This is a genomic window from Bradyrhizobium dasycarpum, from assembly GCF_042019905.1.
GTDB classification, from domain to species: Bacteria; Pseudomonadota; Alphaproteobacteria; order Rhizobiales; family Xanthobacteraceae; genus Bradyrhizobium; species Bradyrhizobium japonicum_B.
Map to the genome: position 1 here is coordinate 3352270 of NZ_CP169574.1, position 21060 is coordinate 3373329.

26 protein-coding genes and 1 pseudogene are annotated in these 21060 nt (G+C 64.0%); 12 read left to right on the forward strand and 15 right to left on the reverse strand.

The window, feature by feature from the left end; genetic code table 11:
* Positions 1–90: 90 nt before the first annotated feature.
* Together ACETMP_RS16175 and ACETMP_RS16180 are read right to left on the reverse strand one after the other, a co-directional pair.
* Positions 91–825 carry a class I SAM-dependent methyltransferase gene (locus tag ACETMP_RS16175; RefSeq protein WP_375161709.1) on the reverse strand — a complete coding sequence of 245 codons (735 nt, stop codon included), beginning with the start codon at positions 823–825 and terminating at the stop codon, positions 91–93.
* A gap of 562 nt (positions 826–1387) precedes the next feature.
* Entirely contained in the window at positions 1388–2590 is a 1203-nt protein-coding gene (locus ACETMP_RS16180) for a polysaccharide biosynthesis/export family protein (RefSeq protein WP_375161710.1), read from the reverse strand.
* Positions 2591–2856: 266 nt separating this feature from the next.
* Here ACETMP_RS16180 and ACETMP_RS16185 point away from each other — a divergent pair, with 266 nt between their 5' ends.
* The 3 genes from ACETMP_RS16185 (at position 2857) to ACETMP_RS16195 (ending at position 5198) form a co-directional block, all read left to right on the forward strand.
* Positions 2857–3426, forward strand: coding sequence for a hypothetical protein (locus ACETMP_RS16185; RefSeq protein WP_375161711.1), 570 nt, complete (start codon positions 2857–2859; stop codon positions 3424–3426).
* Between the two features lie 74 nt (positions 3427–3500).
* Positions 3501–3776, forward strand: a complete 276-nt coding sequence (locus ACETMP_RS16190; RefSeq protein ID WP_375161712.1) for a hypothetical protein — start codon at positions 3501–3503, stop codon at positions 3774–3776.
* Between the two features lie 144 nt (positions 3777–3920).
* Positions 3921–5198 (forward strand): hypothetical protein, encoded by a 1278-nt coding sequence (locus ACETMP_RS16195; RefSeq protein WP_375161713.1) that lies wholly within the window; start codon positions 3921–3923, stop codon positions 5196–5198.
* On the opposite strand, the gene ACETMP_RS16200 is transcribed toward ACETMP_RS16195, so the two are convergent.
* Complete coding sequence (locus ACETMP_RS16200; protein ID WP_375161714.1) at positions 5199–5825, reverse strand: transglutaminase-like cysteine peptidase; 627 nt, start codon at positions 5823–5825, stop codon at positions 5199–5201.
* A 192-nt stretch (positions 5826–6017) separates the two neighbouring features.
* Between ACETMP_RS16200 and ACETMP_RS16205 the strand changes: the two genes are divergently transcribed.
* Both ACETMP_RS16205 and ACETMP_RS16210 read left to right on the forward strand, forming a co-directional pair.
* Positions 6018–6755 (forward strand): metallophosphoesterase family protein, encoded by a 738-nt coding sequence (locus tag ACETMP_RS16205; protein ID WP_375161715.1) that lies wholly within the window; start codon positions 6018–6020, stop codon positions 6753–6755.
* A 60-nt stretch (positions 6756–6815) separates the two neighbouring features.
* Complete coding sequence (locus ACETMP_RS16210; protein ID WP_375161716.1) at positions 6816–7478, forward strand: hypothetical protein; 663 nt, start codon at positions 6816–6818, stop codon at positions 7476–7478.
* A gap of 1 nt (position 7479) precedes the next feature.
* Here the strand turns inward: ACETMP_RS16210 and ACETMP_RS16215 are convergent, their stop codons facing one another.
* Entirely contained in the window at positions 7480–7836 is a 357-nt protein-coding gene (locus tag ACETMP_RS16215; protein WP_375161717.1) for a hypothetical protein, read from the reverse strand.
* 605 nt (positions 7837–8441) lie between these two features.
* Between ACETMP_RS16215 and ACETMP_RS16220 the strand changes: the two genes are divergently transcribed.
* The gene (locus ACETMP_RS16220; RefSeq protein WP_375161718.1) at positions 8442–8681 is read left to right on the forward strand and encodes a hypothetical protein; all 240 of its coding nucleotides are present in this window, start codon (positions 8442–8444) and stop codon (positions 8679–8681) included.
* 119 nt (positions 8682–8800) lie between these two features.
* Here the strand turns inward: ACETMP_RS16220 and ACETMP_RS16225 are convergent, their stop codons facing one another.
* Positions 8801–8971 (reverse strand): hypothetical protein, encoded by a 171-nt coding sequence (locus ACETMP_RS16225; RefSeq protein WP_375161719.1) that lies wholly within the window; start codon positions 8969–8971, stop codon positions 8801–8803.
* 67 nt (positions 8972–9038) lie between these two features.
* The gene (locus ACETMP_RS16230) at positions 9039–9284 is read right to left on the reverse strand and encodes a hypothetical protein (protein WP_375161720.1); all 246 of its coding nucleotides are present in this window, start codon (positions 9282–9284) and stop codon (positions 9039–9041) included.
* A gap of 186 nt (positions 9285–9470) precedes the next feature.
* Between ACETMP_RS16230 and ACETMP_RS16235 the strand changes: the two genes are divergently transcribed.
* The gene (locus tag ACETMP_RS16235; protein WP_375161721.1) at positions 9471–10688 is read left to right on the forward strand and encodes a hypothetical protein; all 1218 of its coding nucleotides are present in this window, start codon (positions 9471–9473) and stop codon (positions 10686–10688) included.
* Between the two features lie 15 nt (positions 10689–10703).
* Here the strand turns inward: ACETMP_RS16235 and ACETMP_RS16240 are convergent, their stop codons facing one another.
* The 3 genes from ACETMP_RS16240 to ACETMP_RS16250 all read right to left on the reverse strand — a co-directional run bounded on the left by ACETMP_RS16240 (position 10704) and on the right by ACETMP_RS16250 (position 11947).
* Positions 10704–10940 carry a hypothetical protein gene (locus ACETMP_RS16240; protein ID WP_375161722.1) on the reverse strand — a complete coding sequence of 79 codons (237 nt, stop codon included), beginning with the start codon at positions 10938–10940 and terminating at the stop codon, positions 10704–10706.
* Positions 10941–11069: 129 nt separating this feature from the next.
* The gene (locus ACETMP_RS16245) at positions 11070–11486 is read right to left on the reverse strand and encodes a hypothetical protein (RefSeq protein ID WP_375161723.1); all 417 of its coding nucleotides are present in this window, start codon (positions 11484–11486) and stop codon (positions 11070–11072) included.
* Between the two features lie 326 nt (positions 11487–11812).
* Entirely contained in the window at positions 11813–11947 is a 135-nt protein-coding gene (locus ACETMP_RS16250) for a hypothetical protein (RefSeq protein WP_283805919.1), read from the reverse strand.
* A gap of 768 nt (positions 11948–12715) precedes the next feature.
* Between ACETMP_RS16250 and ACETMP_RS16255 the strand changes: the two genes are divergently transcribed.
* The 5 genes from ACETMP_RS16255 to ACETMP_RS16275 all read left to right on the forward strand — a co-directional run bounded on the left by ACETMP_RS16255 (position 12716) and on the right by ACETMP_RS16275 (position 15673).
* Complete coding sequence (locus tag ACETMP_RS16255) at positions 12716–12889, forward strand: hypothetical protein (protein WP_375161724.1); 174 nt, start codon at positions 12716–12718, stop codon at positions 12887–12889.
* Positions 12890–13028: 139 nt separating this feature from the next.
* The gene (locus tag ACETMP_RS16260) at positions 13029–13184 is read left to right on the forward strand and encodes a hypothetical protein (protein ID WP_375161725.1); all 156 of its coding nucleotides are present in this window, start codon (positions 13029–13031) and stop codon (positions 13182–13184) included.
* Between the two features lie 502 nt (positions 13185–13686).
* Positions 13687–14067 (forward strand): CSS-motif domain-containing protein, encoded by a 381-nt coding sequence (locus ACETMP_RS16265; protein ID WP_375161726.1) that lies wholly within the window; start codon positions 13687–13689, stop codon positions 14065–14067.
* Positions 14009–15223 carry an EAL domain-containing protein gene (locus ACETMP_RS16270; protein WP_375161727.1) on the forward strand — a complete coding sequence of 405 codons (1215 nt, stop codon included), beginning with the start codon at positions 14009–14011 and terminating at the stop codon, positions 15221–15223. The genes ACETMP_RS16265 and ACETMP_RS16270 overlap by 59 nt, the downstream gene beginning before the upstream one ends.
* An 84-nt stretch (positions 15224–15307) precedes the next feature.
* A complete protein-coding gene (locus ACETMP_RS16275; protein ID WP_028134702.1) occupies positions 15308–15673 on the forward strand; it encodes an antibiotic resistance protein VanZ in 366 nt (121 codons plus the stop codon).
* A gap of 47 nt (positions 15674–15720) precedes the next feature.
* On the opposite strand, the gene ACETMP_RS16280 is transcribed toward ACETMP_RS16275, so the two are convergent.
* The 6 genes and pseudogenes from ACETMP_RS16280 to ACETMP_RS16305 form a co-directional block, all read right to left on the reverse strand.
* Entirely contained in the window at positions 15721–16167 is a 447-nt protein-coding gene (locus ACETMP_RS16280) for a CHRD domain-containing protein (RefSeq protein WP_375161728.1), read from the reverse strand.
* Between the two features lie 148 nt (positions 16168–16315).
* Positions 16316–16597, reverse strand: a complete 282-nt coding sequence (locus ACETMP_RS16285; RefSeq protein WP_375161729.1) for a hypothetical protein — start codon at positions 16595–16597, stop codon at positions 16316–16318.
* 106 nt (positions 16598–16703) lie between these two features.
* Positions 16704–17150, reverse strand: coding sequence for a hypothetical protein (locus ACETMP_RS16290; RefSeq protein ID WP_375161730.1), 447 nt, complete (start codon positions 17148–17150; stop codon positions 16704–16706).
* Between the two features lie 150 nt (positions 17151–17300).
* Positions 17301–19024: pseudogene (locus ACETMP_RS16295) on the reverse strand (chemotaxis protein).
* A 5-nt stretch (positions 19025–19029) separates the two neighbouring features.
* The gene (locus ACETMP_RS16300) at positions 19030–20121 is read right to left on the reverse strand and encodes a chemotaxis response regulator protein-glutamate methylesterase (protein WP_375161731.1); all 1092 of its coding nucleotides are present in this window, start codon (positions 20119–20121) and stop codon (positions 19030–19032) included.
* 18 nt (positions 20122–20139) lie between these two features.
* Positions 20140–20994: a CheR family methyltransferase gene (locus ACETMP_RS16305; protein ID WP_375161732.1), complete on the reverse strand. Its 855-nt coding sequence runs from the start codon at positions 20992–20994 to the stop codon at positions 20140–20142.
* Positions 20995–21060 lie beyond the last annotated feature (66 nt).

The following is a 21060-nucleotide window of genomic DNA, read 5'->3' on the forward strand; positions in this document are numbered from 1 at the left end:
CGTACAGACAAGCCATCGACGCCGACGATGCATAGGAGGCCCCTCAGAACAATGACATCGCGTCTGACTGGGAGAGTGCCTGCACGCCACTCAAACCTTGTCGCGCAACTGCTCCGCGCTCCAAACGGCCGTGGTGCGCTGCAAATATCCAGATGCGTCGTCTATCTCGTGGATCGGAGGCGGAAAGTTGAACGGCCACGCCTCAAGATTGAGCAGTCGATAGTCCCCTGTAGGGATATTCGAATTGAAGCTTGTGGCTCTGTCTGTCGTCAGCATTAAGTACGATCTCGGCTTCGATAGCACGTTTCCCAAGAGCTTCCGTATATGCTCGAACGAGAGGTGAAAGAGAAGCTCCCGACAGATCACAATGTCGCCGTCCGGAAGCGGGTCTTCGATTGCATCCGCTACGAGAAAAGTCCTGCTAGGGCTCGCATACTCCTTCTTGTTCGTTGCGATGACGGATGCCACCACATCGATGCCGACATAGGCCTGATCGATGCGAACGTGCTGCATCCAAGAAAAATCGCCGCACCCGATATCGATGAGAGTTTTTCCCCCAAGTTTGTTCAGCAGGACGGGTAAGCGACTGCGAAGGGCCCTGGTCCCGGATACGGTCGACCCATGTCCGGAGAGCGGCGTTTGCTCGTCCCCATGCTGCCAGACTCCCGAGTTGTAAATCGCATCGAAGCGATCTGAAATCTTCTCGGCATGCAAATGAGCCATCGATTGTCCTCTCCAGCGCCTCAGCAAGTTTAGAGCGGAGTACACGTTGGTGATGAAGAGAACGTGGCGAATGATCTCGCGCGCGGTGACCGCTATGTTCATGCTCTGTCCATCGCAAATATGTATTCAGCAAAATGGTTGCGACCTGACCTTCAGGTCGAATGACCTCCATTCTGTCCATGATCAATCGGGTGTCAACGCAGCGCAAAGAGCTGATCGGGGTTATTGCTAACGGCGTATCCCCTCTCCGAAAACGACCTCAGCGGTCTGGCGGGAGGCGATGGCGCGTTCCGAATTCGTTGACAGCGCCGATAACCTGACAGGCGAACAATAGAAGGGATTGCGCCTCCCTCGCTCCCCGGTGGGTTGCACCATACAGACAGCCTGCGATTGGCGCGCTTGACGGAATTTATCCATCAATTCCTCAGCCGGCAATTGGGGACGCAAGAGTCCTGTCCGGAAGCCCACAACGAACGTCTCCCTCCGAAAAGACCGTCGCGTTGGCCCTGGAAGGGACATAAGGGGGCGAACCGAGCGATGAACTCGCGACAAGCCACCGCGAGAATCTGCAGCTGCCTCATGAGGAGAATAGATAAAGAACCAACGAAAACGGCACCGGGACAAAGCCCCGGTGCCATAGCCTCTGGTCGATCAAGTCGGCGTCTTACGGGGCCAGCTTGACGTTGTTGCGGAAGATCAGGGCGTCGTTGGAGAGGTTCACGGCATCGCTGCCGGTCGCCATGATCACCCGCAAGTAGTTCAGGAACTTGGCAACTTCGACGTTGCGCGAGTTCGAGACGTAGATGATGTCCTGATTCTTCATCATGACCTTGGTGGCCAGGAAGAAGCCACCCGGATCGCGGAAATTGACCGCGAAGATGACCGGGATCGTCTCCGAGGTGTACTTGCTCACGTCGATGCCGAGCTGGGCGGCAACCTCGCGCGGCTCGCGGCGATAGAGATACACGGCAGCGGGATCGGCCTGACCATCGAGCAGACCACCGGCCTTGCCCACGGCTTCGCCGAGGTTGATGCGCCAGGCATCGAAGTTGAACTCGCCGCTCTGGCCGCTGGCGCCGAACGCCAGAAACTTCTGCTGCTCCCGATAGACGTAGATGCTGTCGTCCGGGCGAACATAGACGTTGTTCTCGGGCGCCATCACGAGATTCTCGAACGGCACGGTGGCCCGCTTGCCGCCGCGCTCCAGCATGACCCAGGTCTCGAAGCCCTGGCCCTTGATGCCGCCGGCGCGGGTGATGGCATCGAGCACGCGGTCCTTGGCACCCGCCGCGCTCGCGGGATAACGCGCCGGCGAATTGACTTCGCCGAGCACGCTGATGAGCTGGGTGCGCTGCGAGGACATCGACACCACGGCCTGCGGCTCGATCGCGCGGTTGCCGATCTTCTCCACGATCGCGCGCTGAATTTGAACCGCCGTCAGGCCCGCAGCCTTGATTTGGCCGGCATAGGGCACCGTGATGAAGCCGTCATTGTCGACCGACTGATCCGGGATCGTCACATAATTACCGGGGCGGACGCCGGCTTCCGCCGGGATGAACAGACCGCCTGCAGCAGCTTCGAAGATGGTGACGCTGACGACGTCGCCGATACCGAACACGATGCTAGCGGGCGGACGGCGATCGGTGAACACGCCGGCGAGCCCCTTCGGCTCATGGGTATGCAGGATCTTCACCGTAGCCGGATTGAGCGGCACCAGCTCATAGGCCGGCGCGTTTTCCGTCTGGATCTTGTTGTTGACGTCGTCGGTAAGCGGTCCCGAGCCGGGATTGGTCGAGCATGCCCCGAGCGCCAAAGCGGCCGCCAGCAACGCAGGCTTCAACACATAGGTCTTGGCAAATGAATGCATGAATCGCGCCCGAGAGTCCCCAATTGACGTAGATTGGTACGGCTTGGGGGGAGGTGCGACAAGGGTTCCCGCTGGTTAACGGAGCGATCCGTGGGCTACTGTTGCGCGTGGGACACGTTTTGGGGCTTGGTTTAACCCATTGTGACCATTTATTGTATTTGGTGTGCTCCGTTCGAGGGCAAATCGCCATCGGTGTGTCGAGAGCGAGGCTTCTTGGCCGCGCCGCCCTCTGCTATTTTCTGAGTTCGCTAAGAGCAGGAAACCCCGTGCCTGGACTCCTTCTGTTCCTTGTTTTGGCAGGATCGCTTCTTGGCGCCACAGACGGCCCCGCCGACCATTTCCTGGACCCGGCCGGTCCCTGCGCGCGATCCTCGTGCCTGAGCGCCCCCGTAGTCGAGGTGGCTTCCCCCGCCTCCATCTGGAAGTTCAGCCGCACGCAAGGGGGCAAGGACGGCGAAAGCTTCGCGGCCATCATGAAGACCGCGGACACCACCCAATCCGACCCGGACTTCGCCGGCCTGATCGTGCGCTGCGCGCCCAAGGGCAAGATCGACGTGCTGGTGGCCTTGATCCGGCCCTTCCCGCCCCGAAGCCACCCCAAGGTCACCATCGCCGCGAGCGGCGGCGGCACCTTGACCGTTGAGGCCAGCATGGCCGCCGCGGGCGCCGCGGTGCTGCTGCCCGACGAGGTCTCGGCCTTTGCCGCCGGCAAGTGGCAGACGACGGCCTCGCTGTCCATCGTGGTCAAAGAAAGCGACAGCGAGATCAAGGGCCTGGTGGCCCTGAACGGCTTGCGCGAGGCCTATCATTCGCTGCTGGCAAATTGCGGCCAATAGGCCAAATTTAGCCATACACCTTAAGGGTCTTTTTAGGGTGGGGAACCTAGGGTCCGAAGCACGGAGTGTTTCGGATGACCGCGCTTTTGATCTTCAGCTTTCTGGTAGGTGCCGTGCTGGGCCAACGCTTTCGCGTTTTGGTGCTGCTGCCGTTGACCTTTGTCATGCTGCTCGCCGCAATCCCGGCCGGCTTGATGCTCGATGTCACCGTGCTCGACAGCCTGAAAGGCGTAATGTTCGCAGCGATCGCCCTCCAGGCCGGCTACCTCTTTGGATCAGGCGCTCGCTTCGGCCTTGCCGCCGCACGGGCCGCCCGCGTCTTCGGTCGCCCGGTCAAAGCCAGCCGCTGAAGCCGATCGCGCCGTCAACGCTGCAACGAGCGCGCAAACGGTCCAAGGTTTAAATGCTGGACCGAGGCATACCTCTGTTTGAAAACCAATCGACGGCTTGTATGGTGACCTGACAGTTTCAGGATTCCGCATCGAGCGCGCCGTTTGTCCCTCGCTTATTTTGCCCTCATCGTTTGCATCGTTTCCGCTTCCGCTCTCGAAATCGCCGGCGCCAAGTTCGGTGCACAGCTCGGGACGATGGCCGCCGCACTGAGCTTGCTGGCAGCCACGCTAAGCGCGCGAAAAGCCGACTACGAGCACTACGTTCGCGCGACCTCCTGGGGCCGCTGGATCCTGATTGCCATGCCGCTGTGCATCGCGGCTCAACTCGTCCCGCTTCCGCTGAGCTTGGCACATCCGATCTGGGCGAGCGCTCATGACGTCCTAGGTGGCCTGTCACTCGGCCCGATCACCGCCGATATCGGCCTGACCGTCAGCGCGCTGCTCCTGGCGGTTGCGGCGATCTCGGCGCTCGGCGTGACCATCCTGGTGGTGCGTGACCGCGGCCGGGCCGAACTGGTCCTCTTCGTCCTCGCTGGCATCGCCGCAGTCTCCGCCCTGACCCTGGATCTGCATCGGCTGTCACCAGCAGGCGCACAGGCCGCCGCAGCTTCCGAGCTTGCAACAACCCTGGCCGGCTTCGGCCTCGTCCTGAACCTGGCGGTCATGCAGCTGGCCGCGGAGCGGGCCGAAACGCATCATTCGCTGCTTCGCTCGATCGTGCTTGGTCTGCTGGGCCTTGTCGGCGCCCTGATCAGCGCGCTTGCGATCTTCGGCCTCTCAGGCCCGAACAGCGCGGTGGCCGCAAGCTTCGGCATCGCACTGATCCTGCTGATCCTCGTCATCCGCAGGCTCGACCTTTCGCCGTTGGCCGCGGGCGCGCTGTCGCTGGCAGCTCTGATTGGAGCAGCGATCGTCCTGACCTTCCTGTTCGAGAAGAGCTCCGGACCGGTCCTGCTGCGGCTGGTGCCGGAGATGGGCGCCGAAACGAGGGCCGCCCTCGAGCGGATGTTGGCCGACACGCGCTGGTTCGGCGCGGGCGCAGGGACCTTTGCCGCGGTGGGGAGGATCTATCAAAGCGACGCTGGAGCGATCTTGACGGCGCCGTCGGCAGCGATGGCTATCTTTGCGGAGATGGGATGGCTCGGTCTGGCGGCCCTGATCGCGGCGAGCCTGCTCGCTCTGGTGCGCCTGGTTGTCGGCGCTTTGCAGCGCGGACGCGACTCGTTTTTCCCTGCGTCCGCCGCGGCCTGTCTGCTCTTTGCGCTGGTTCAGGGCTTCGCCGGCCCAGGATTGCTGCGGCCCGCAGCAATCCTGTGTCTTTCGGTGATCGTGGGACTGGGTCTGTCCCAGAGCGTCAGCCAGTCCGGATCACGCGGCTGATCAGACCGAGCGGTCGCCGAGCGAGGCCCAGTAGTTCGGGTTCTTGGGCGACTGGATGCGGACCCAGCGATAGGGCTTCTTCGACCACGGCAGGATGTGCCCGGAGAGATTGTCCAGCACGAGATCGCCCGAGAAGGTCCGCACCACGACGACGAGATGATGCTCGCCCCAGGTGGTCACGACCTCGCTGAGCAGCACCGCGCGGGCGGGAAAGCCCTTGGCGATCAATTCGTGGCGTTTTGTCACGGCGTAGTCGTTGCAATCGCCGCTTGCCGGATGCAGCAGCCATTTCTCGCCGCGCAGCCCTTCCAGATTGGCCTCGGGACGGATGGCGGTATTGACCTGCCGGTTGACATCCTGCATCTGCGCCAGCCGCTCGGCCGTGAGCTTCAGCCGGCCGCCCCTGAACACGATCTGCTGCGGCCGCGGCCTGCACTCGTCCTTGTACTTCAGGCAAAACAGCGTGAAGGCCATCGGCGCCAGCGTCGGCTGGTCGAACTTGATGTACTGGATGGCACCGCGCAGCCCCAAGGGCGCACCGACGAAAGCGGCTTCGGCGCGCTGCTGCACCCCCGCAGCAACCACGATGGCGGCCATCGCCGCCAGGAACTTTACAACTTTGCGCATGCCGCGCTCCCCGTTCTTGTTGGGGAGACGCTACGCGAGACCTCTTGAAATACGCCTCAAAGGCCGCGCGATCCTTTAATCAAAATGCGGGCGAGTTGGTCGGAAACAATTAAGAATACCGATGTGTGACTTGTTCTGCTAAGAGCGGTCGCGACTTCCGCTCGTGACGCTGGATGCGATTCGACCGACCTGATGGGCCTTTCCTCACGCTTTCGAAAGAAGACCAAGCCGCGGCTTCCCGAGGGCGTCCGCGTCTATGCGATCGGCGACGTGCACGGCCGCGCCGACCTGCTTCAATCGCTGTTAACCGTCATCGACGCCGATCTGGCCCGTTCCGCGCCCGAGCGGGCCATTCAGGTCTTCCTCGGCGACTATGTCGACCGCGGCCCGGACTCGCGCGCCGTGCTCGATCTGTTGATCGCGCGCTCGAAGTCGCATGAGACGGTCTGCCTGAAGGGCAACCACGAGGTCTTCATGCTCGAGGTGCTCAAGGACCCGGCCCGCCTGCAGGAGTGGCGCCATTATGGCGGCCTCCTGACGCTGGTCTCCTACGGCATCACGCCGACCATGAACCCGTCGGCGGAGCAACAGGTCGAGCTGATCGAAGGACTGAGGCGCGCGCTGCCGCCCGAGCACCTCGCCTTCCTGCAGCAATTGCCATCGTCCTTTACCTGCGGCGACTTCTTCTTCGTGCACGCCGGCGTCAAGCCCGGCATCGCGCTCGAGCGTCAGAAGGACGAGGACCTGCTCTGGATCCGCGAGGAATTTTTGGCCTCCGAAGAGCGTTTCGGCAAATACGTCGTCCACGGTCATACGCCGGTCAGCGTGCCCGACATTCGCCCGAACCGCATCAACATCGACACCGGCGCTTACGCGACCGGAAACTTGACGCTGCTGACGATCCAGGGCGATAGTCTGATGGCAATTTAGGATCGCTGCGTTCCTTTCAATCCCGTGTTTGCTTCGCCCGCACAGGCCTCGTCGATTTCCATGAGCCGTATGATCCTGCTTCGCGTCCTCGGCATTTGCACCGCGAGCCTGCTGGCGCTTCATGCTGGCATGGCGTTCTACGGCGATCTCGCCCGACCGAATTTTCGCGCGAGCGATTTGTTCTCGGGCCAGATCCCGCCCGAGAAGGCCAAGCTGGCGGCCGGCGGTGTTCTGGCATCTGTTTCGCTGGATGGAGACCTGCTCGCGAATTACGCGGCGGCCAGGGCCGCTGACGTTCTTCATCGTCCTTCGGCCGATGCGCCCGGAAGGGCAAGCGAGAACGAAGCCGCGCAAGCCGCCGTCGTCGCAGCCTTGAAGGTCTCGCCGATCAGGCCGGCGCTCTGGCTCACGCTCGGCACGCTGCAGGCCCAGGCCGGCCAAGCGGCAACGCCTGCGGTGAAGATGTCCTATCTGACCGGATCGGTGCTGCTCGACGTGGCGATCTCTCGCGTCCGGACCGTGACCTCGGGCGCCGCGGCGAGCGACGAGGAGATCAGGCTGCTGGCGCAATCCGACATCCGCGCGGCGCTCGCCAATCGCTCTCGTTACGAGCCGCTGCTGGTCGCGGCCTACGTGCAGGCTACGCCGCAGGGCAAGTCGCTGCTGCTCGAAACCACGAAAGTGACCGACCCCAAGTTCAACGAGATCTTGCGGCGCTACTAGCTCAGCGCACCGATTTCGGTGCGACCGGCACGAAGTCCTGGTCGCGGCGCGGTTGATCGGATCGTCCCTGGTAGACGAACATGCCCTTCTTGGTCGTGACGATGTCGCCTCGCTGCAGGCTGTCGTCGCGGAGCAGACGTTCGGTCGCGACGAGGTCCGGATCCTCCGGGATCGGCTTGTACAGCTCGGGATGCTCGCGCCGCTCGCGCGAGACCTCCTTGGCGCGGCGCCGCGCCTCCTCGATCCTCTGCCGCCATTCATCGCGCGAGACTTCCGGCTCGCTCGGCGGAAGATAGTCGCTGAGCGAGGGCTCGGGTTCGCTCTGGGCGAGACATGAGGGCGGACCGGCAACAGACACGGCCAGTCCGACCGCGGCAGCCAACAGCACCTTGACCGGTGCATCCCCCGGTATCCGGCGACCTGACAAGGAACTGCGGCGAGTGGATTGCACTCCGATGACTCCAAGGGTTGGGCCACAGCAGTCCGAGGCCGCTGCAACTTCAGCTCATGAGGTTCCCAATTGCAAGAAGCCGGTTCGCAGTCGGCTGCATCGGCCCTTGGGTGCTTCAGACCCCCGCCCCTTCAAAAGTTGAAAAACAACCCCATGCACAGTAGCCGGCCCCAGCCAAATCAATGACTTACGAATCTTCCGAAATACGGATTGCTCGGTCGGGCAAAACAGCAGCAGTATCGCATCGTTCCGAGTACGACCGACGGATGTACTGCTATCCGAGATCCGCGCCACAAGACCGGAAGGGAACAAAGGCTCGTTCTAAGACCTCATTAGCTCATTGCTGCTAGCTTCCGGTTTCCCCTCTGGAGTTGCCGAGCATGCGTGCAAGATCATCGCTGCTGTTGGGCGTTGCCGCGTCCGCAATGTCAGGCCTCGCGGCTCACGCCAGCCCGCTCTGCATCAAGGAGCGAACACCGTTTGCCTTGTCGCATGATACGGTGAGATGGACGATGTCGATCGCGCCTGGCGCGGAGTGCATCCAGGGCCTGCGTTGGTCCTACATGCAGATCTTCAACGTCTCGGTCGTGAGCGGACCGTCCCGCGGCCAATTGGCCGTCGTCGGCTCCGGCTTCCGCTATTCGGCCGAGAGCCAGACGCGCGGCACTGACAAGTTCACGCTGCTGATCTCGGGCAAGAACCGACATGACGCGGGGACCTCGACCTTGGAGGTCGAGGTCAACCCGCAATAGCTAACCAAACGCAATAGCTAACCAAAGAGGTCGCCGCCCGGTGAACGATGGTTAGCGGTGGCTCGACCCGCTGCCACGGGTTCTGTTCCCGTAATAGGGCCGCGCGTGTCCCCGCGTCGTCACGGGGGCTCGATCCGGCTCGGGATGTTCCGCGTCGCGTTGGGTGGCGCCGGCTGCGACGGATTGACGATGGTCACGCTGCGGTTGGGCGTCGAAGGATCGTTGACGCCCTGGGCCCAGGCAGCGGCGGGCATGAGCAACGCGATGGCGATCAGAATTGGTGGTTTCATGAATTATCTCCCGAGCAAGAACGTCAGGGAGGCGATCACCGTTCCTTCACGGTTCCGTTGGGCCGCCTCAGCGGGGAACGGCGACCAGCTTGCCGTCGCGCCAGACGCCCTGTGCCGACTTTCCAGCGGGCAGGCTGCCTGACAGGTTTCGAACGGCGGTCGGCCGCGACGCCGCCTGATTGGTCTGCGCCTTCTTCGTGGGCGTCGTGATGATGCTGGAGCTCGTGGTGTTGGCCTGATCCTTGATCCCTTGCGCAACGGCAGGCGAAGCCAGGAATGTCAAAGCCGTGAAGACTGCTAGAACGCCGCGCATGATCGAACACCGGAATGAGGAGCTCCGCGAAATGTCACAGGTTTTCCTCTAAAAGCAAGCACCTTCGAACGACCGAGCGGGGCGCCGGCAGACCCGGCAATCAGCGGGAGGGCTGCCTCGGTCGTGGCGTCTCGAGGCGGAAAAGCCTAGCGAAATGGCCTCATCCGGGCTACTTGGTCGCCCTTGATGACCGACTCCGGCGAAACTGCGGCCAGCGCCGCCTCGACGCAACAGATCAAGGCCGGCTTTATCCGTCTCCTGTCGAGCCGCATCCGCGCCGTCTCCGACGATCCCCAGCAGATGCGGGAGATCGTCTATGAGCTGGCACGCGTCAAGCTGCTCGAGCAATTCACCCACGCCGACGCGCGGGAATCCCGCGAGCTTCTGCAGGTGCTCGAACGCGCCATCAGGGAGGTGGAACGTTCCTTCGCGCGCAGCGCCGCCTCGGAGCCACAGAATGGTGTGGCGGCAACCGCCGTCCCGGTGCCCCCGCCGATCCCGACCCCCGCTCCCCCCTCAGTTCCGTCGCCATCCGCTTCCGCTGCGACGCCGACCGCGCAGGAGACGGGAGCACCGCGCCGTCCCGTGGCACCGCCGCAATCGCCCGATCCACCCAAGCGCGGCAGCGCCTTCACCTTTCTGGTTCGATTGGCTGTCATCCTGCTGCTCATTGGCGCAGGCGCGACCGTGGCTGTCTATTGGCCCCGGCTGCGGTCGCAACTGACCGCATTGTCGCAGATGGCGCCGCCGCCCGAGCGGGCAGCGAACAGTCCGGCATCGCAACCGAGCCCCAGCCCGCCTGCCGCCCTCGGCGAGGCGGTCGAACGGACGCCGGATAGCGCGAAAGAGCCGGCGCAGGCGGCACAACCCTCGATGCCTCTGCCGACGACGTTCGGAGTCTACGCCTTGAGCGAGGGCCAGCTCCATGAGCTCAAGTCGGTGCCGGGCAAGATTCCGGACCGCCGCGTCGCGATCTCGGCGGCCATCACCACGCCGAGCGCGACCACGTTGATGGACGGCGACGTCAGGTTCATCGTGTTCAGGCCCGATGGTGGTGTCGATGCAACCGGGACCGAAGTTCGGGTCGTCGCGAAAGTCTCGCGAGCCATGGGCGTCGATGCCAGCGGGAAAGCCTCCATGGTCAGCGCGGGAGATTCCTGGGTCATCCGCAGCATGTCCTACCCCTACAAGGTGGGCCCGGTCGACGACCAGCCGAGAATGCTGTTGCTGCAACCGGAACAGGACGGCTTCACGCTCGCTCCCGGGCGCTACGTCGTGGTGATCAAGGGCATGGGCTACGACTTCACGGTGGCCGGAACGGTCACCGATCCCAATCAATGCGTCGAACGCATCAATGCGGCGAACGGCGCGTTCTACTCGCCCTGTCCGCCGCCACGTCGCTAGCCGAGCCTCGATGTCCTATTTGGCCGGCTTGCCGTCCTTGGACGTCTCCGCCGGAGCGTCGTCGACCTTGCCGTTGTTGGCGACGCATTTCTGGAAATATTCGCGCTGATCCTTGCCCGTGCCCTTGGTGCTTCCGGCCGCCGGGTTGCCGATCTGCCTGGGCGGAAAGGCCTTGGCCACCGCCGCATCGCATGCGCGCGCCACTTCGGCGGTAATGGCCGACGCCGTCGCCGGCGCAGCCAGTGTCAGCACGCATGCCAATCCAATCAACCTTCGCATATTTCTGACCGGCACGTCGTTGCTCCTTCGAACCGTGAACGTTTGCCGGATCATAGCAATAAGGAACGAAGCGCCAAACGGCAAAGCGGCGGCGAATTGCTGTCAGCTGTTGAGCTGCGGCGGCTTGAAATCCGGGAAGCGCGTCAGCATTGCGGTCTTGACGAACTTCAGGTGCGCAATGCTGCTCGCCAACTCCTTGAGCCGGCGCTGGCCGTTGGAGATGTCGGCCGCAAAAAGATCCTGGTGATGATTGTCGAGCGCCTCCCGCTCGAGATATTCGTCGGTGCCGTTGCCGAAGGTGACGGATGCACGTGCAAGTGCGTCATCGACGCGCCGGTTGAGGCCGGCCTGCTCCCGCTCCGCCTCCTGCAATGCGGTTTCGATCGCCGCCAGGACGGCACCGATCCGAACCCGGTCGGTCTCCGCATCACGCTCGACGGAGCGCGCCTTGAACCCTTTGTCCTCGCGGCGAGAGCCGAGAAGATTGTGTGCGCGCGCTCTCAGGAACAGCTGAAACATTTGGGCTATCCCCACATTCGAGATTTAAGCCGCTACCTTCGGTCAGGCATAGTTAACAAAGCCTAAATCCTGCGGCCGCTCCGCCTGGCTTCGTGCGATCCACGCCCGCCAGGCTCCTTCGTGCTTGGAATAGAGCTCGAGGCCACCGAGCGTCGTCAACCGCACCCGATGCCTTGCCGAGGCCGGTTTCGGCCGCGATTTGCACCGTCTCCGTCGGCGCAAGATCCAGCGCCTCGAATTCCGCCGTCTCCTCCAGCGAAAGACCGACCAGAACGCGGTGCCCCTGGGCGTCGACGAGATACCTGCGCGGCGCGTTGTGCCGTTGATCAATCATTCGAAGGACCCTCGTTCATGATCCAGGGACCTGCAAGATCTTTCAGATGCCGGCCGAAACCAAAAACAAACACAATCAGAATGAGGACGCAGATCGTCGCGCCCAGCAACGCAATCAGATACGCCATATATGTCCACCTGCGCGCCTCCGAAAAACAGAGGCGGCCAAACGCTCGTCATCAATTGTCTCGTCTTAGGCTGCCTTTCCGAAGCGCTCAAGCACGGCGACGAGTTAACCTAACCGCACATGGTTATTTCGATTTCGCCACGGCTTTCGAGTTGGAGTGCGCGCGTCGTCTACGATGATGGCGGCCGGGTTCGACCGGTCGCCATCGAGGCCGGGGTATAGGGCGCGTAAAGACGATATCGTGCCGATCGCCTCCGCGAGCGCCATGCCCTCACACCATAGCCGCAGCCAAAGCCCGCCGCGAAAATCGAAACCAACACCAAGACAGCCGTCATTTGGAATGTCCCACGTTTGCCGGAACGTTCCTCCCGCGCTCATTTTCATCTTTTCGTTGCGCCGACTTCAAGATCGGCAGCGCCGAAACTTTTGTCAGACGAAGATGAAGTTTGTGCAACGTGGTGCTTGAAGATTGATCGGCACGTGAGGGCAGAGGTGCGGTGAAGAGGCTCCGTTCTTCTTACAGGACTCGACCCGCCGACACCATGAACCCTGGTTCACCGGGATCATACGTATCTCGCCCGCCGATTTTGTCGCGGTAAGGTTGAGCGGTTAGCTTAATCCGCGTTGTTTGTTGCGAAGTCTCGCGAAACGCATATCCATCTTCGCACCGGGCTCCCCCAAAGCCCGGCCCCACCCAAGCAAAGCCGTCGAGCGAACATGGGTCGCTTGGCGGCTTTGTCATTGTGTCGACAAAAGGATCATTTCGGTTATGGCGCGCAAGCCCTGGTCGTTCAAGGAAGACCGCCGGCTCATGGAGTTGGCCAAGTCTTCGGCTTCGCTGGAGCAGGCGGCGAAACTTCTCGGCCGCTCGCCGGATGCGATCAAGCGCATGGCTGTGCGGCTTGGTCTTTCGTTGAAGTCGAAGACCGGCAAGAAGGGCTAGTCCTGGAAAAGTTCGTCGCGGAGGGCAGCTTGTCCGCCCTCGCAGCAATGCCTCCTTCCTCACCTGCAGTTCGTCGCCGTGCAGGGCGGAACCAAGGCAACTGTTGGATGTTGACCAGATCCCGCAGTGAGGTCTGGCAGTGATCCATTTTGCCATTTCCGCGATGTTGATTTGGCTGGCGATTAACATCGCGTTCGTGGTGCTGCGGCTGCGGACCGCCCGCGATTCCGCAGCGCCCCGCATCGACAGATCCGGTGAACCTTATCCGCAGGCCGTCCCCGTCCGCCTCCGGTGAATGCCACCAGGCGCCCTGCTTCAGTCCGCCCGGCCGTTCAGACCTAATTGCGCGTCTTCTTCTGGGAGCCCATCCCGGGGCTGGTTCCGTAGTTCGGTGTCCCCGTCCCCTTGAACGCTCCGCCCATGCTGTCCGAACCGGAATTCGTCGCAGCGCCGCTGCGGCTGGTGGGCTGATTGCCCGCTGGCTGGTCCTTGGTCCCCTGCGCGGAGGCCACCGCGCTTCCGAGGACCAACGACAGGAGGAGGCTTAACGTCCTGATCATACTGCTCAACTTTCATGCTTGGGCCGCGCGGACCATCGGTCAGGCAAATTACGCGGTCGCCCTTCCGGGCCGGTCCGCCCGTTAAACCCTATCTTAGCCCCCGCTGGCTAGGATCAATTGCCAAGATATTCTCAAGGTCATTGCCAAGATCGTCCCCTGCCTCTCCCTGAATTCCGCCCGGACCGGATGAGACACCAGCGACCGAACCTTCCGTTTGTGGCGCTCGTGCTTGCGAGCATGATGGCGTTTGGGCTGGCGGGCCATTTCGCGGCAGAGGCCGTCATTCGCCACCAGCAGGTGCACCAGCTGAACGAGCTGACCGAGGTGGTTCTGCGCCGTTCCGAACTGGCTGTCGATTTCGCCGCAGCCAGCCTCGACGACCTCGCCAAGCGCGATCTTGCCAGCTGCGCGCCGGCGGCGCTGCAAGCCATCCGGCTCCATGTCTACCAGCGCTCGGCGATCAAGGACGTCCGTCTCGTCAATCCGGACGGATCGGTGATCTGCTCGGCCTATTCCGAGACGCCTCGAGTTCGACAAGGGATGGGCGGATCGCCGCGACATGCTGCCCTCGCAGGACCAGCAGCTCGCTTTATTCCGCGTCGAGCAGTTCGGCGGTGACGCATTGGGCGTACTCAGGGACGTCAATCGCAGCTCGGCGCTGGTCGCCATCGTCGGCATCAATTCCGGCCTGTTCGATCTCATGCCCGCCGAGCTGCGCGCGCACAGCGAGGTGATCCTCACCTTGAGCAATGGCGAGAAGCTCGGCGAATTCCGGCTCGATGCCGACAAGCCGCTGCCGGGACCGATCAGCTTCGACAGGCAGTCCGCGCGCCTGCCGCTTCACGCCACGATCCGGCTCGAGCAGGCCGTGCTTTCGAGCTGGAACAGCGAAGCGTATTGGCCGGCGCTCGCGGTCGCGCTTGGACTGGGTGCACTGTTCGGCATCCTGCTGGCACGCAGCCGCCGGACGGAGGGGCCGGTCGCGGACCTCGATCGCGCCCTCGCAGCCGGCGAATTCAAGCCGTACTACCAGCCGATCTTCGACCTCAGGACCGGCCGGATCACCGGATGCGAGGTGCTGGCGCGCTGGGTCCGGAAGGACGGCTCGGTGGTGCCGCCCGTGAACTTCATTCCGCTGGCCGAATCCAGCGGGCGCATCCAGGCGATGACCTGGCAGATCCTGCGATCGGCGCTTTGCGATCTGCAGGCCGTGCTGAAGGCGGACAAGGGCTTCAAGATGTCCGTGAATGTCGTGCCCAAGCACCTGCTGAGCGCCGGCTTCGTCGAGACGCTGCGGCGCACGGTCCTGACGGCGAGAATCTCCGCACGCCAGATCGTGGTCGAAGTGACCGAGCGCGACGAGCTCGACGATCTCGCGCACGCCGCGACCGTGGTGGCGGAGCTGCGTGACCATGGCTTCCGCGTCGCCATCGACGACGTCGGTGTCGGCCATAGCGGCTTGTCGCGGCTGAAGGGGCTCGGCGCCAGCGCAATCAAGATCGACAAGTTCTTCGTCGACACCATCACCGTGGATGCGTCGACCACGACGATCGTCGAGATGCTGGTCGCGCTCGCCAAGGATTTTCGGATGACGGTCGTCGCGGAGGGAATCGAGACCGAGGAGCAGCGCAGCGCCCTGATCGCGTCCGGTGTCGAAGAAGGACAGGGCTATCTCGTCGCCGCCCCGCTCCCGTTCGCCAAGTTCAGCGAGCTGGTCGAGTCGCGCCGCCATTCCGCAGCCGCAGCACCGGGCGGCGACGTCCTGGTCGCCTGACCATCCCCGCCGGCGTTCAAAGGCGCTTTAACGATGTTCTCGTCTTTCGAAGGCGGGACCGCATCCGGGCGGCTATGGTGGGCCATGCGTCGAAATCACCTCATCGCAGCCGCGGCCATCTGCCTCGCCCTCATCGTCTATGCCACCCTGGCAAGACTGGCGGGACGGCCGGCGCTGATGGGGCATCACGAGGCCTATTGGATCGTCGTGATCGAGCGCTTCAGTGCCTATGGCCTGTTGGGCTTCCTGCTGTCCTTCCTGTTGCCCGGCCGGCTCGTTCTGGCCTGCTCGCTCGTCGTGGCCGTCGCGATGGGGCTGGAGGTTCTGCAAGCGCTGATCCCCGATCGCGATCCGGGCTTCCTCGACGTGCTGCAAAAGGCGGCGGGCGGCACCGTCGGTGTCCTCCTCGCCCAGACGATCCTGGCCTTCCTGCCCCGGCCGCCAGCCTGAACGATCACGGCGCCGACAATTTCTTCAGCGCCGCCGGGACATCATCCCTACTTCGTCATCTGCCCGCGCAATTCGCCGCCCGGGTTGGCGGCCGTATGGATGTTCGCGTACCATTTCCCCGCCAACAGATCGGCCGCCTGAGCGTCCGTCAGCGTGGCGCTGCCCTGGATCGGGCTTTGCACCGTCTTGAACGGCAAGACGATGCCGGCGTTCTTGCCCGCTTCACTCGGACCATGGAAATGAGCTCCCATCGCCGGCCCCGACAGATCGGTAAAGGTGACGGTATAGGTCAGGACTTTGGTCTCGCTATCGAACGTGGCCTCAGCCCTGCCTGAACCGGAGGAATTGTTCGGAGGGACTTCATTGCTGCCCTTGAGCTCGGCCTGCAGCTTGATGACCTCCGCACGCGACGGCGCGGCGGCGACCATCAGCAGCGCACCGAGCACCGCCGTTCCCCACAGTGTCACGCCGATCCGATCCCTGGCTGTCCTCATGGCATTCTCCTCGCGGGCTCTATGGCCCGTTGCGGTTGAAACCCCGGCCCCCGGCTGAAAATTCCGGAGACAGGACTATGCCTGATTCGAAAAGACAGTGGAGATCGACGGGCGCCGCTCTTGCGGTGAGCCCGGTAAGGCGCAGCGCTCAGGCTGCACCGCGCTCGCGGAACCCGGCCGGCGCCAGCAGTTCGGCCATTTGCCTGTGCGTGCTCTGGAGCGCGGCGATGGCGCCGTCGAGATCGAAATCCGCTTCGCGGATCGATGCGAAGAACTTGGCCGTCAGCGCCAGGTCAAGCTTGACGCGCGTTGCGCCGTCGCGGCTCTTGCGGCGGTCGAGCGACAGATGGATGGCCCGCATTCTGGCTTCCGCGGACGTGCAGCCGCTGAGGGTCGCCAGTTCCTCGTATGTCATCCAGATCTGAGGCATGTTTCGTCCGTCCTTCATGCGGCCTCATCGTAACGTTCCGCCCCTAAATGCACCGTTGCCGCGGCGCATTCGCAGCCCGCTTCGCTGCGATAGCGTCAACGCAAGGCTAAGACGCGGGAGGCCTCGGAGGCAGAGGGAACTGGCGCGGCCGCGAACGGCTGTCGAGCCCCTTGGGCAATTTGTCATTGAGCTTCACGACAGCGGACCGGGTTTCCACTGCCGGCGCGTCTTCCTGGCAGAAGATCAGCGTCACCTCGAATGGCACGTCGGGCGCCTGCTTGGCTTTGCCGGAGCAGGTCGCCAGCGCTCCGCTGTACACGCCCGCGAGCTCGACCTCGACCTCGTCCGGACCGAACACGGTCGGCGGGCCCTCGGCATACCGCCGCGTGGTCAGGACTGCCGTGAAGTGCTGGTCGTCAGCGAACCGATAGGAGCCGCCATAAGTGAAGAAGCTGTCGCTACCGGAGATCCGTCCATCCGCCAGATGCACGATGCCCGTGCCCTGGCCGCGCGGGGTCCTGAACCAGGCCGCGTATTTGCCGTCTCGCATCATGAAAGCATCCACCGCAATCCTCACCGGTATCTGCAACCCAAGTCTGCGGCGCGACAATGACCGATGCGGCGAGCATTCCGCCACGGTTAATGCCCTGCAAAGCCGACCCGTCAAATTGACCCTGCCGCGCGAGGCGATCGCCGCGGCGCGTCAGAACAATTCTATACCGTCGTCCGCGGTCTCGGCCGCCTCGACCCGGCGCGCGGCGGCGGTCGACTCAAGCCCGATCGTTTGCAGGAAGTCGCGATGAACGTCGCGCTCGCGCTCCATCGTGTAGCGCGCGAAGAGATCGTCGAGTATCGCCTGATCCTGCACCTCCACCTGAAGCCGCTGCGCACCCGCAGCCGCCGTCTCCAGCCGCGTCGCGACCGCGGGCAAGGCTGCCGAGCTTTCGCCGAGCGTGGTCATCAGTCCCTGGGCCGAATTCATCAGCCTCTCGAATTCCGCGCCTTCGTTCACGAGCCGGCTCATCTGCTTGTCGAGCCGCTCATTGCCGGCCTCGACCTCGCGCAGCGCCAGCAGGATCTGCGGCTCGAGCTTGGCAAGCTGCGTGGGGTGACCCTGCACGCGCAGCTGCTTCAGCTCCCCGGCTGAGCGCTCAATCCCGTCGAGCACGGGCCGGAGGCGCGCGGCCCCCGCCGAGACCTGGTCGGCGGTGGCCTTGAGCTCGTTGGCGATGACGACGAAGGCGCTGCCGCGGCTGCCGAGATGGCTCGCCTTGAGGCCGGCATTCATGCCGATCAGCGTGATGTCGACCGTCGCCTCGGCAAGGCCGGCGATCGCCTGGCAAAATTTTGCCAGCGTGTCCTCGAGGATCGCGAGCGCCTCGTCGACCGAGCGGCCCGCGCTTTCGCAGGTGGCGATCAGGTTCGACGCGTGCGCCAGCGCCTGCTTGATGCGCGTCAGGAACGACGAGCCGTCCTCCTCGCCGCCAAACAGCATACGGCCGTGGCCGGCGACGCTGCCCGCATCGCGCAGGATGGCGGTGAGCGCGCCGACGATCTGGCCGATGTCGCCACCGAACTCGCGCTGGGCGTCCCTGAGCTGGGCCGCCTGCAATCGGCAAATCGCGCGCATGACGTCGTCGTTCGGAACAGGTTCCGGGACGAGGCTCGGCGCGGTGACGGGCGCGAGGCCGAGACCGTGGCACACGTGCTCGGACGCTGACGCGTGCTGTCGCCGGCCTGCAGCGAGATGATCGCGCTGCCGACCGCATCGGCGATCTTCCTGGTGCTGGAACTTGCGCGCTCGGCCAGATGGCTGCTCTTGCCGCGCTGCTCGCGCAGGCCGGCATAGGCGGCGCCGAGCTCGGCACTCTCCGACATCAGCTGGGCCCGGTAGCGGCTCTCGAACTCCCTCTGCCGTCCGGAGGCGGTGGCGACCGCTTCCGAGAGGCGCTGCTGGTCCCGCGCGCAGCCTTCGATCGAGCCCTGCACGGCCTTGCCGAGATCATAGGCTTCCTGCGTGAAGGCGAGAAAGCCCTCGCGGTCGCCGTCGAGCGAGGCAGCCTCGATGCGCGCGCTGCGCGCGATGATGGTGATCATCTGGATGTGCTTGAACAGCGGCTTGAGCAGCGAAGACGCCCCCGCCGTGCTCTTGCCGATCGTCTCCAGCAGCGCGCTTTCCGCCGGCAGCGCCCGCGCCAGCTCGCTCAGCCGCGCGGCGATCTCCTGCAGCGCCGTCGCGGCGCCCTCGATCTCGGCGCCGGAGAGCTCGCCCGAGAGCGCAGCCAAGCCCTGGTTCAGCTCCTGGAAGATGAGGTGGCCGCGCCCGAGGTCGCGGCCGACGCGCGCGAAGACGTCCTCAATGCGCGAGGAGACGTCCTCGATCGCAGCGGTCGCCTCAGCGAGCGTGTTTGCAGGAACCAGGGACATGGCCATCAACCCGCCACCGCCGCGTGCCCGGCCTGATACCAGTGCATGATCTCGCGCGGGATCTGATGCAGCGACACGACCTTCTCGACGCCGCCATAGGCGATGGCTTCCTTGGGCATGCCGAACACCACGCAGCTCTCTTCGTCCTGCGCCCGCGTCGCGGCGCCGAGCTTGCGCATCTCCAGCATGCCGCGCGCGCCGTCATCGCCCATGCCGGTCATGATGACGCCGAGCGCGTTGGCGCCGGCGTGCTGGGCCGCCGAGCGGAACAACACGTCGACCGAGGGGCGATGCCGCGACACCGGCGGACCGTCCTTGATCGCGATCTGGTAGCGCAGGCCGATGCGCTGGAGCAGCATGTGCCGGGCCCCGGGCGCGATATAGGCGCTGCCCGGCAGCACCGGCTCGCCATCCTCGGCCTCCTTGACCCTGATCTGGCAGACGCCGTCGAGCCGCCTGGCGAAGGCCGCGGTGAAGCCTGCGGGCATGTGCTGGACGATAACAATGGGCGGGGAGTGCGCCGGCAGCATCTCCAGAACGTCGTTGAGCGCTTCAGTCCCGCCCGTCGAGGCGCCGATGCACACGATGCGCTCCGTCGTCGGCCGCACCCGGCCCTGCACCGGCGGCGGGATGATGGCGTCGGCGGTCAGCTTCTTCTCGATGGCCCGGCGTTCCGCGCGGGGGCGCACCCGCGCGCGCGCCGCCGACTTCACGGCCTCGCGGAGCCGCGTCGAGCATTCGAGCAGCGCCTGCCGCGTGTCGATCTTCGGTTTCGGCACGATGTCAACCGCGCCGGCCTCGAAGGCCTCGAACATCACGTTCGAGCCCTCCTCGGTCAGCGAGGAGCAGATGATCACCGGGATCGGGCGCTGCGCCATGATCTTGCGCAGGAACGTCATGCCGTCCATGCGCGGCATCTCGAGGTCGAGGATGATGACGTCGGGAATCTCGTTCTGGAGACGACGCGCCGCCACGAACGGATCCGAAGCCGTTGCCATCACCTCGATATCAGGGTCATCGTTGAGGATCGTCTGCAGGATTTGGCGCACCGACGCCGAATCGTCCACGATCAGCACGCGAACTTTCTCCTTCGGCATGGTGGTGCGGCGCTCCGATCAAACCTGGAAGATGGTGGGCTGGACCTGCTTCAGACCCGGCACGGCGCTGTGAATCATCGATTCGGAATGGCCGACCAGGAGATAGCCTCCCGGCCGCAAATGGCTGCACAACCGCTCGATGACCTTGCGCTGCGTCTCGCGCTCGAAATAGATCAGGACGTTGCGGCAGAAGATGATGTCGACGTCGCGGTCGACCGGATAGGACGCGTCCATGAGATTCATCCGCATGAAATGCGTCATCCGCCGCAATTCCGGCACCACCCTCACCTCGCCGCGCGACTTGTCCCGCGATGACAGGAAATATCGCTTCACGAACTGCTCCGGCACCGGGGCGAGCACGTCCCTGGTGTAGATGGCGGCCTTGGCGAGCCGCAGCACGGCGGTCGAGATGTCGGTTCCGAGGACGCGGTACTGAAAGCGCGAACCGTTCCGCGTCATGTCGTCCAGCACCATCGCGGTCGTATAGGCTTCCATGCCGGTGGAGCTTGCCGAGCTCCAGACCTTCAGCTTCGCGTTGTTGCGCCGATGGGATCTGAGCAGAGCGGGCACCGCGGCGTCGCGCAGGAAGGTGAAGTGCTGGGGCTCGCGGAAGAAGTCGGTCTTGTTGGTCGTCACCACATCGATGAGATGGGTGAGCTCGCTGTCGAAATGATCCGGCTCGAACAGGTTCTCGACATATTCGTTGAGGTCGGAGAAGTTCAGCGCGCGCACGCGCTTGTGCAGCCGCCCCTCCAGCATCAGCCGCTTGCCCTGCGGCAGCTTGATGCCGACCTGTCCCTCGATGAGCTCGGCGATGGTCCGGAAGTGCCGGTCCGACAGATGGACGCCCGCATCCTGCACGGCCGGCATCATGGCCGCGTGCCCCGGCCCGGGATCGCCGCCTGTCCTGAATGTCGGGGCGTACGGGCCATCTTCGAT

Coding starts and splice junctions, on each gene's coding strand:
- ACETMP_RS16175 (WP_375161709.1), bottom strand. CDS start 825: ATGAACATAGCGGTCACCGCGCGCGAGATCATTCGCCACGTTCTCTTC.
- ACETMP_RS16180 (WP_375161710.1), bottom strand. CDS start 2,590: ATGCATTCATTTGCCAAGACCTATGTGTTGAAGCCTGCGTTGCTGGCG.
- ACETMP_RS16190 (WP_375161712.1), top strand. CDS start 3,501: ATGACCGCGCTTTTGATCTTCAGCTTTCTGGTAGGTGCCGTGCTGGGC.
- ACETMP_RS16200 (WP_375161714.1), bottom strand. CDS start 5,825: ATGCGCAAAGTTGTAAAGTTCCTGGCGGCGATGGCCGCCATCGTGGTT.
- ACETMP_RS16205 (WP_375161715.1), top strand. CDS start 6,018: ATGGGCCTTTCCTCACGCTTTCGAAAGAAGACCAAGCCGCGGCTTCCC.
- ACETMP_RS16210 (WP_375161716.1), top strand. CDS start 6,816: ATGAGCCGTATGATCCTGCTTCGCGTCCTCGGCATTTGCACCGCGAGC.
- ACETMP_RS16220 (WP_375161718.1), top strand. CDS start 8,442: ATGTCGATCGCGCCTGGCGCGGAGTGCATCCAGGGCCTGCGTTGGTCC.
- ACETMP_RS16225 (WP_375161719.1), bottom strand. CDS start 8,971: ATGAAACCACCAATTCTGATCGCCATCGCGTTGCTCATGCCCGCCGCT.
- ACETMP_RS16230 (WP_375161720.1), bottom strand. CDS start 9,284: ATGCGCGGCGTTCTAGCAGTCTTCACGGCTTTGACATTCCTGGCTTCG.
- ACETMP_RS16235 (WP_375161721.1), top strand. CDS start 9,471: ATGACCGACTCCGGCGAAACTGCGGCCAGCGCCGCCTCGACGCAACAG.
- ACETMP_RS16245 (WP_375161723.1), bottom strand. CDS start 11,486: ATGTTTCAGCTGTTCCTGAGAGCGCGCGCACACAATCTTCTCGGCTCT.
- ACETMP_RS16250 (WP_283805919.1), bottom strand. CDS start 11,947: ATGGCGTATCTGATTGCGTTGCTGGGCGCGACGATCTGCGTCCTCATT.
- ACETMP_RS16255 (WP_375161724.1), top strand. CDS start 12,716: ATGGCGCGCAAGCCCTGGTCGTTCAAGGAAGACCGCCGGCTCATGGAG.
- ACETMP_RS16265 (WP_375161726.1), top strand. CDS start 13,687: ATGATGGCGTTTGGGCTGGCGGGCCATTTCGCGGCAGAGGCCGTCATT.
- ACETMP_RS16270 (WP_375161727.1), top strand. CDS start 14,009: ATGCTGCCCTCGCAGGACCAGCAGCTCGCTTTATTCCGCGTCGAGCAG.
- ACETMP_RS16275 (WP_028134702.1), top strand. CDS start 15,308: ATGCGTCGAAATCACCTCATCGCAGCCGCGGCCATCTGCCTCGCCCTC.
- ACETMP_RS16280 (WP_375161728.1), bottom strand. CDS start 16,167: ATGAGGACAGCCAGGGATCGGATCGGCGTGACACTGTGGGGAACGGCG.
- ACETMP_RS16285 (WP_375161729.1), bottom strand. CDS start 16,597: ATGCCTCAGATCTGGATGACATACGAGGAACTGGCGACCCTCAGCGGC.
- ACETMP_RS16290 (WP_375161730.1), bottom strand. CDS start 17,150: ATGATGCGAGACGGCAAATACGCGGCCTGGTTCAGGACCCCGCGCGGC.
- ACETMP_RS16300 (WP_375161731.1), bottom strand. CDS start 20,121: ATGCCGAAGGAGAAAGTTCGCGTGCTGATCGTGGACGATTCGGCGTCG.
- ACETMP_RS16305 (WP_375161732.1), bottom strand. CDS start 20,994: ATGATGCCGGCCGTGCAGGATGCGGGCGTCCATCTGTCGGACCGGCAC.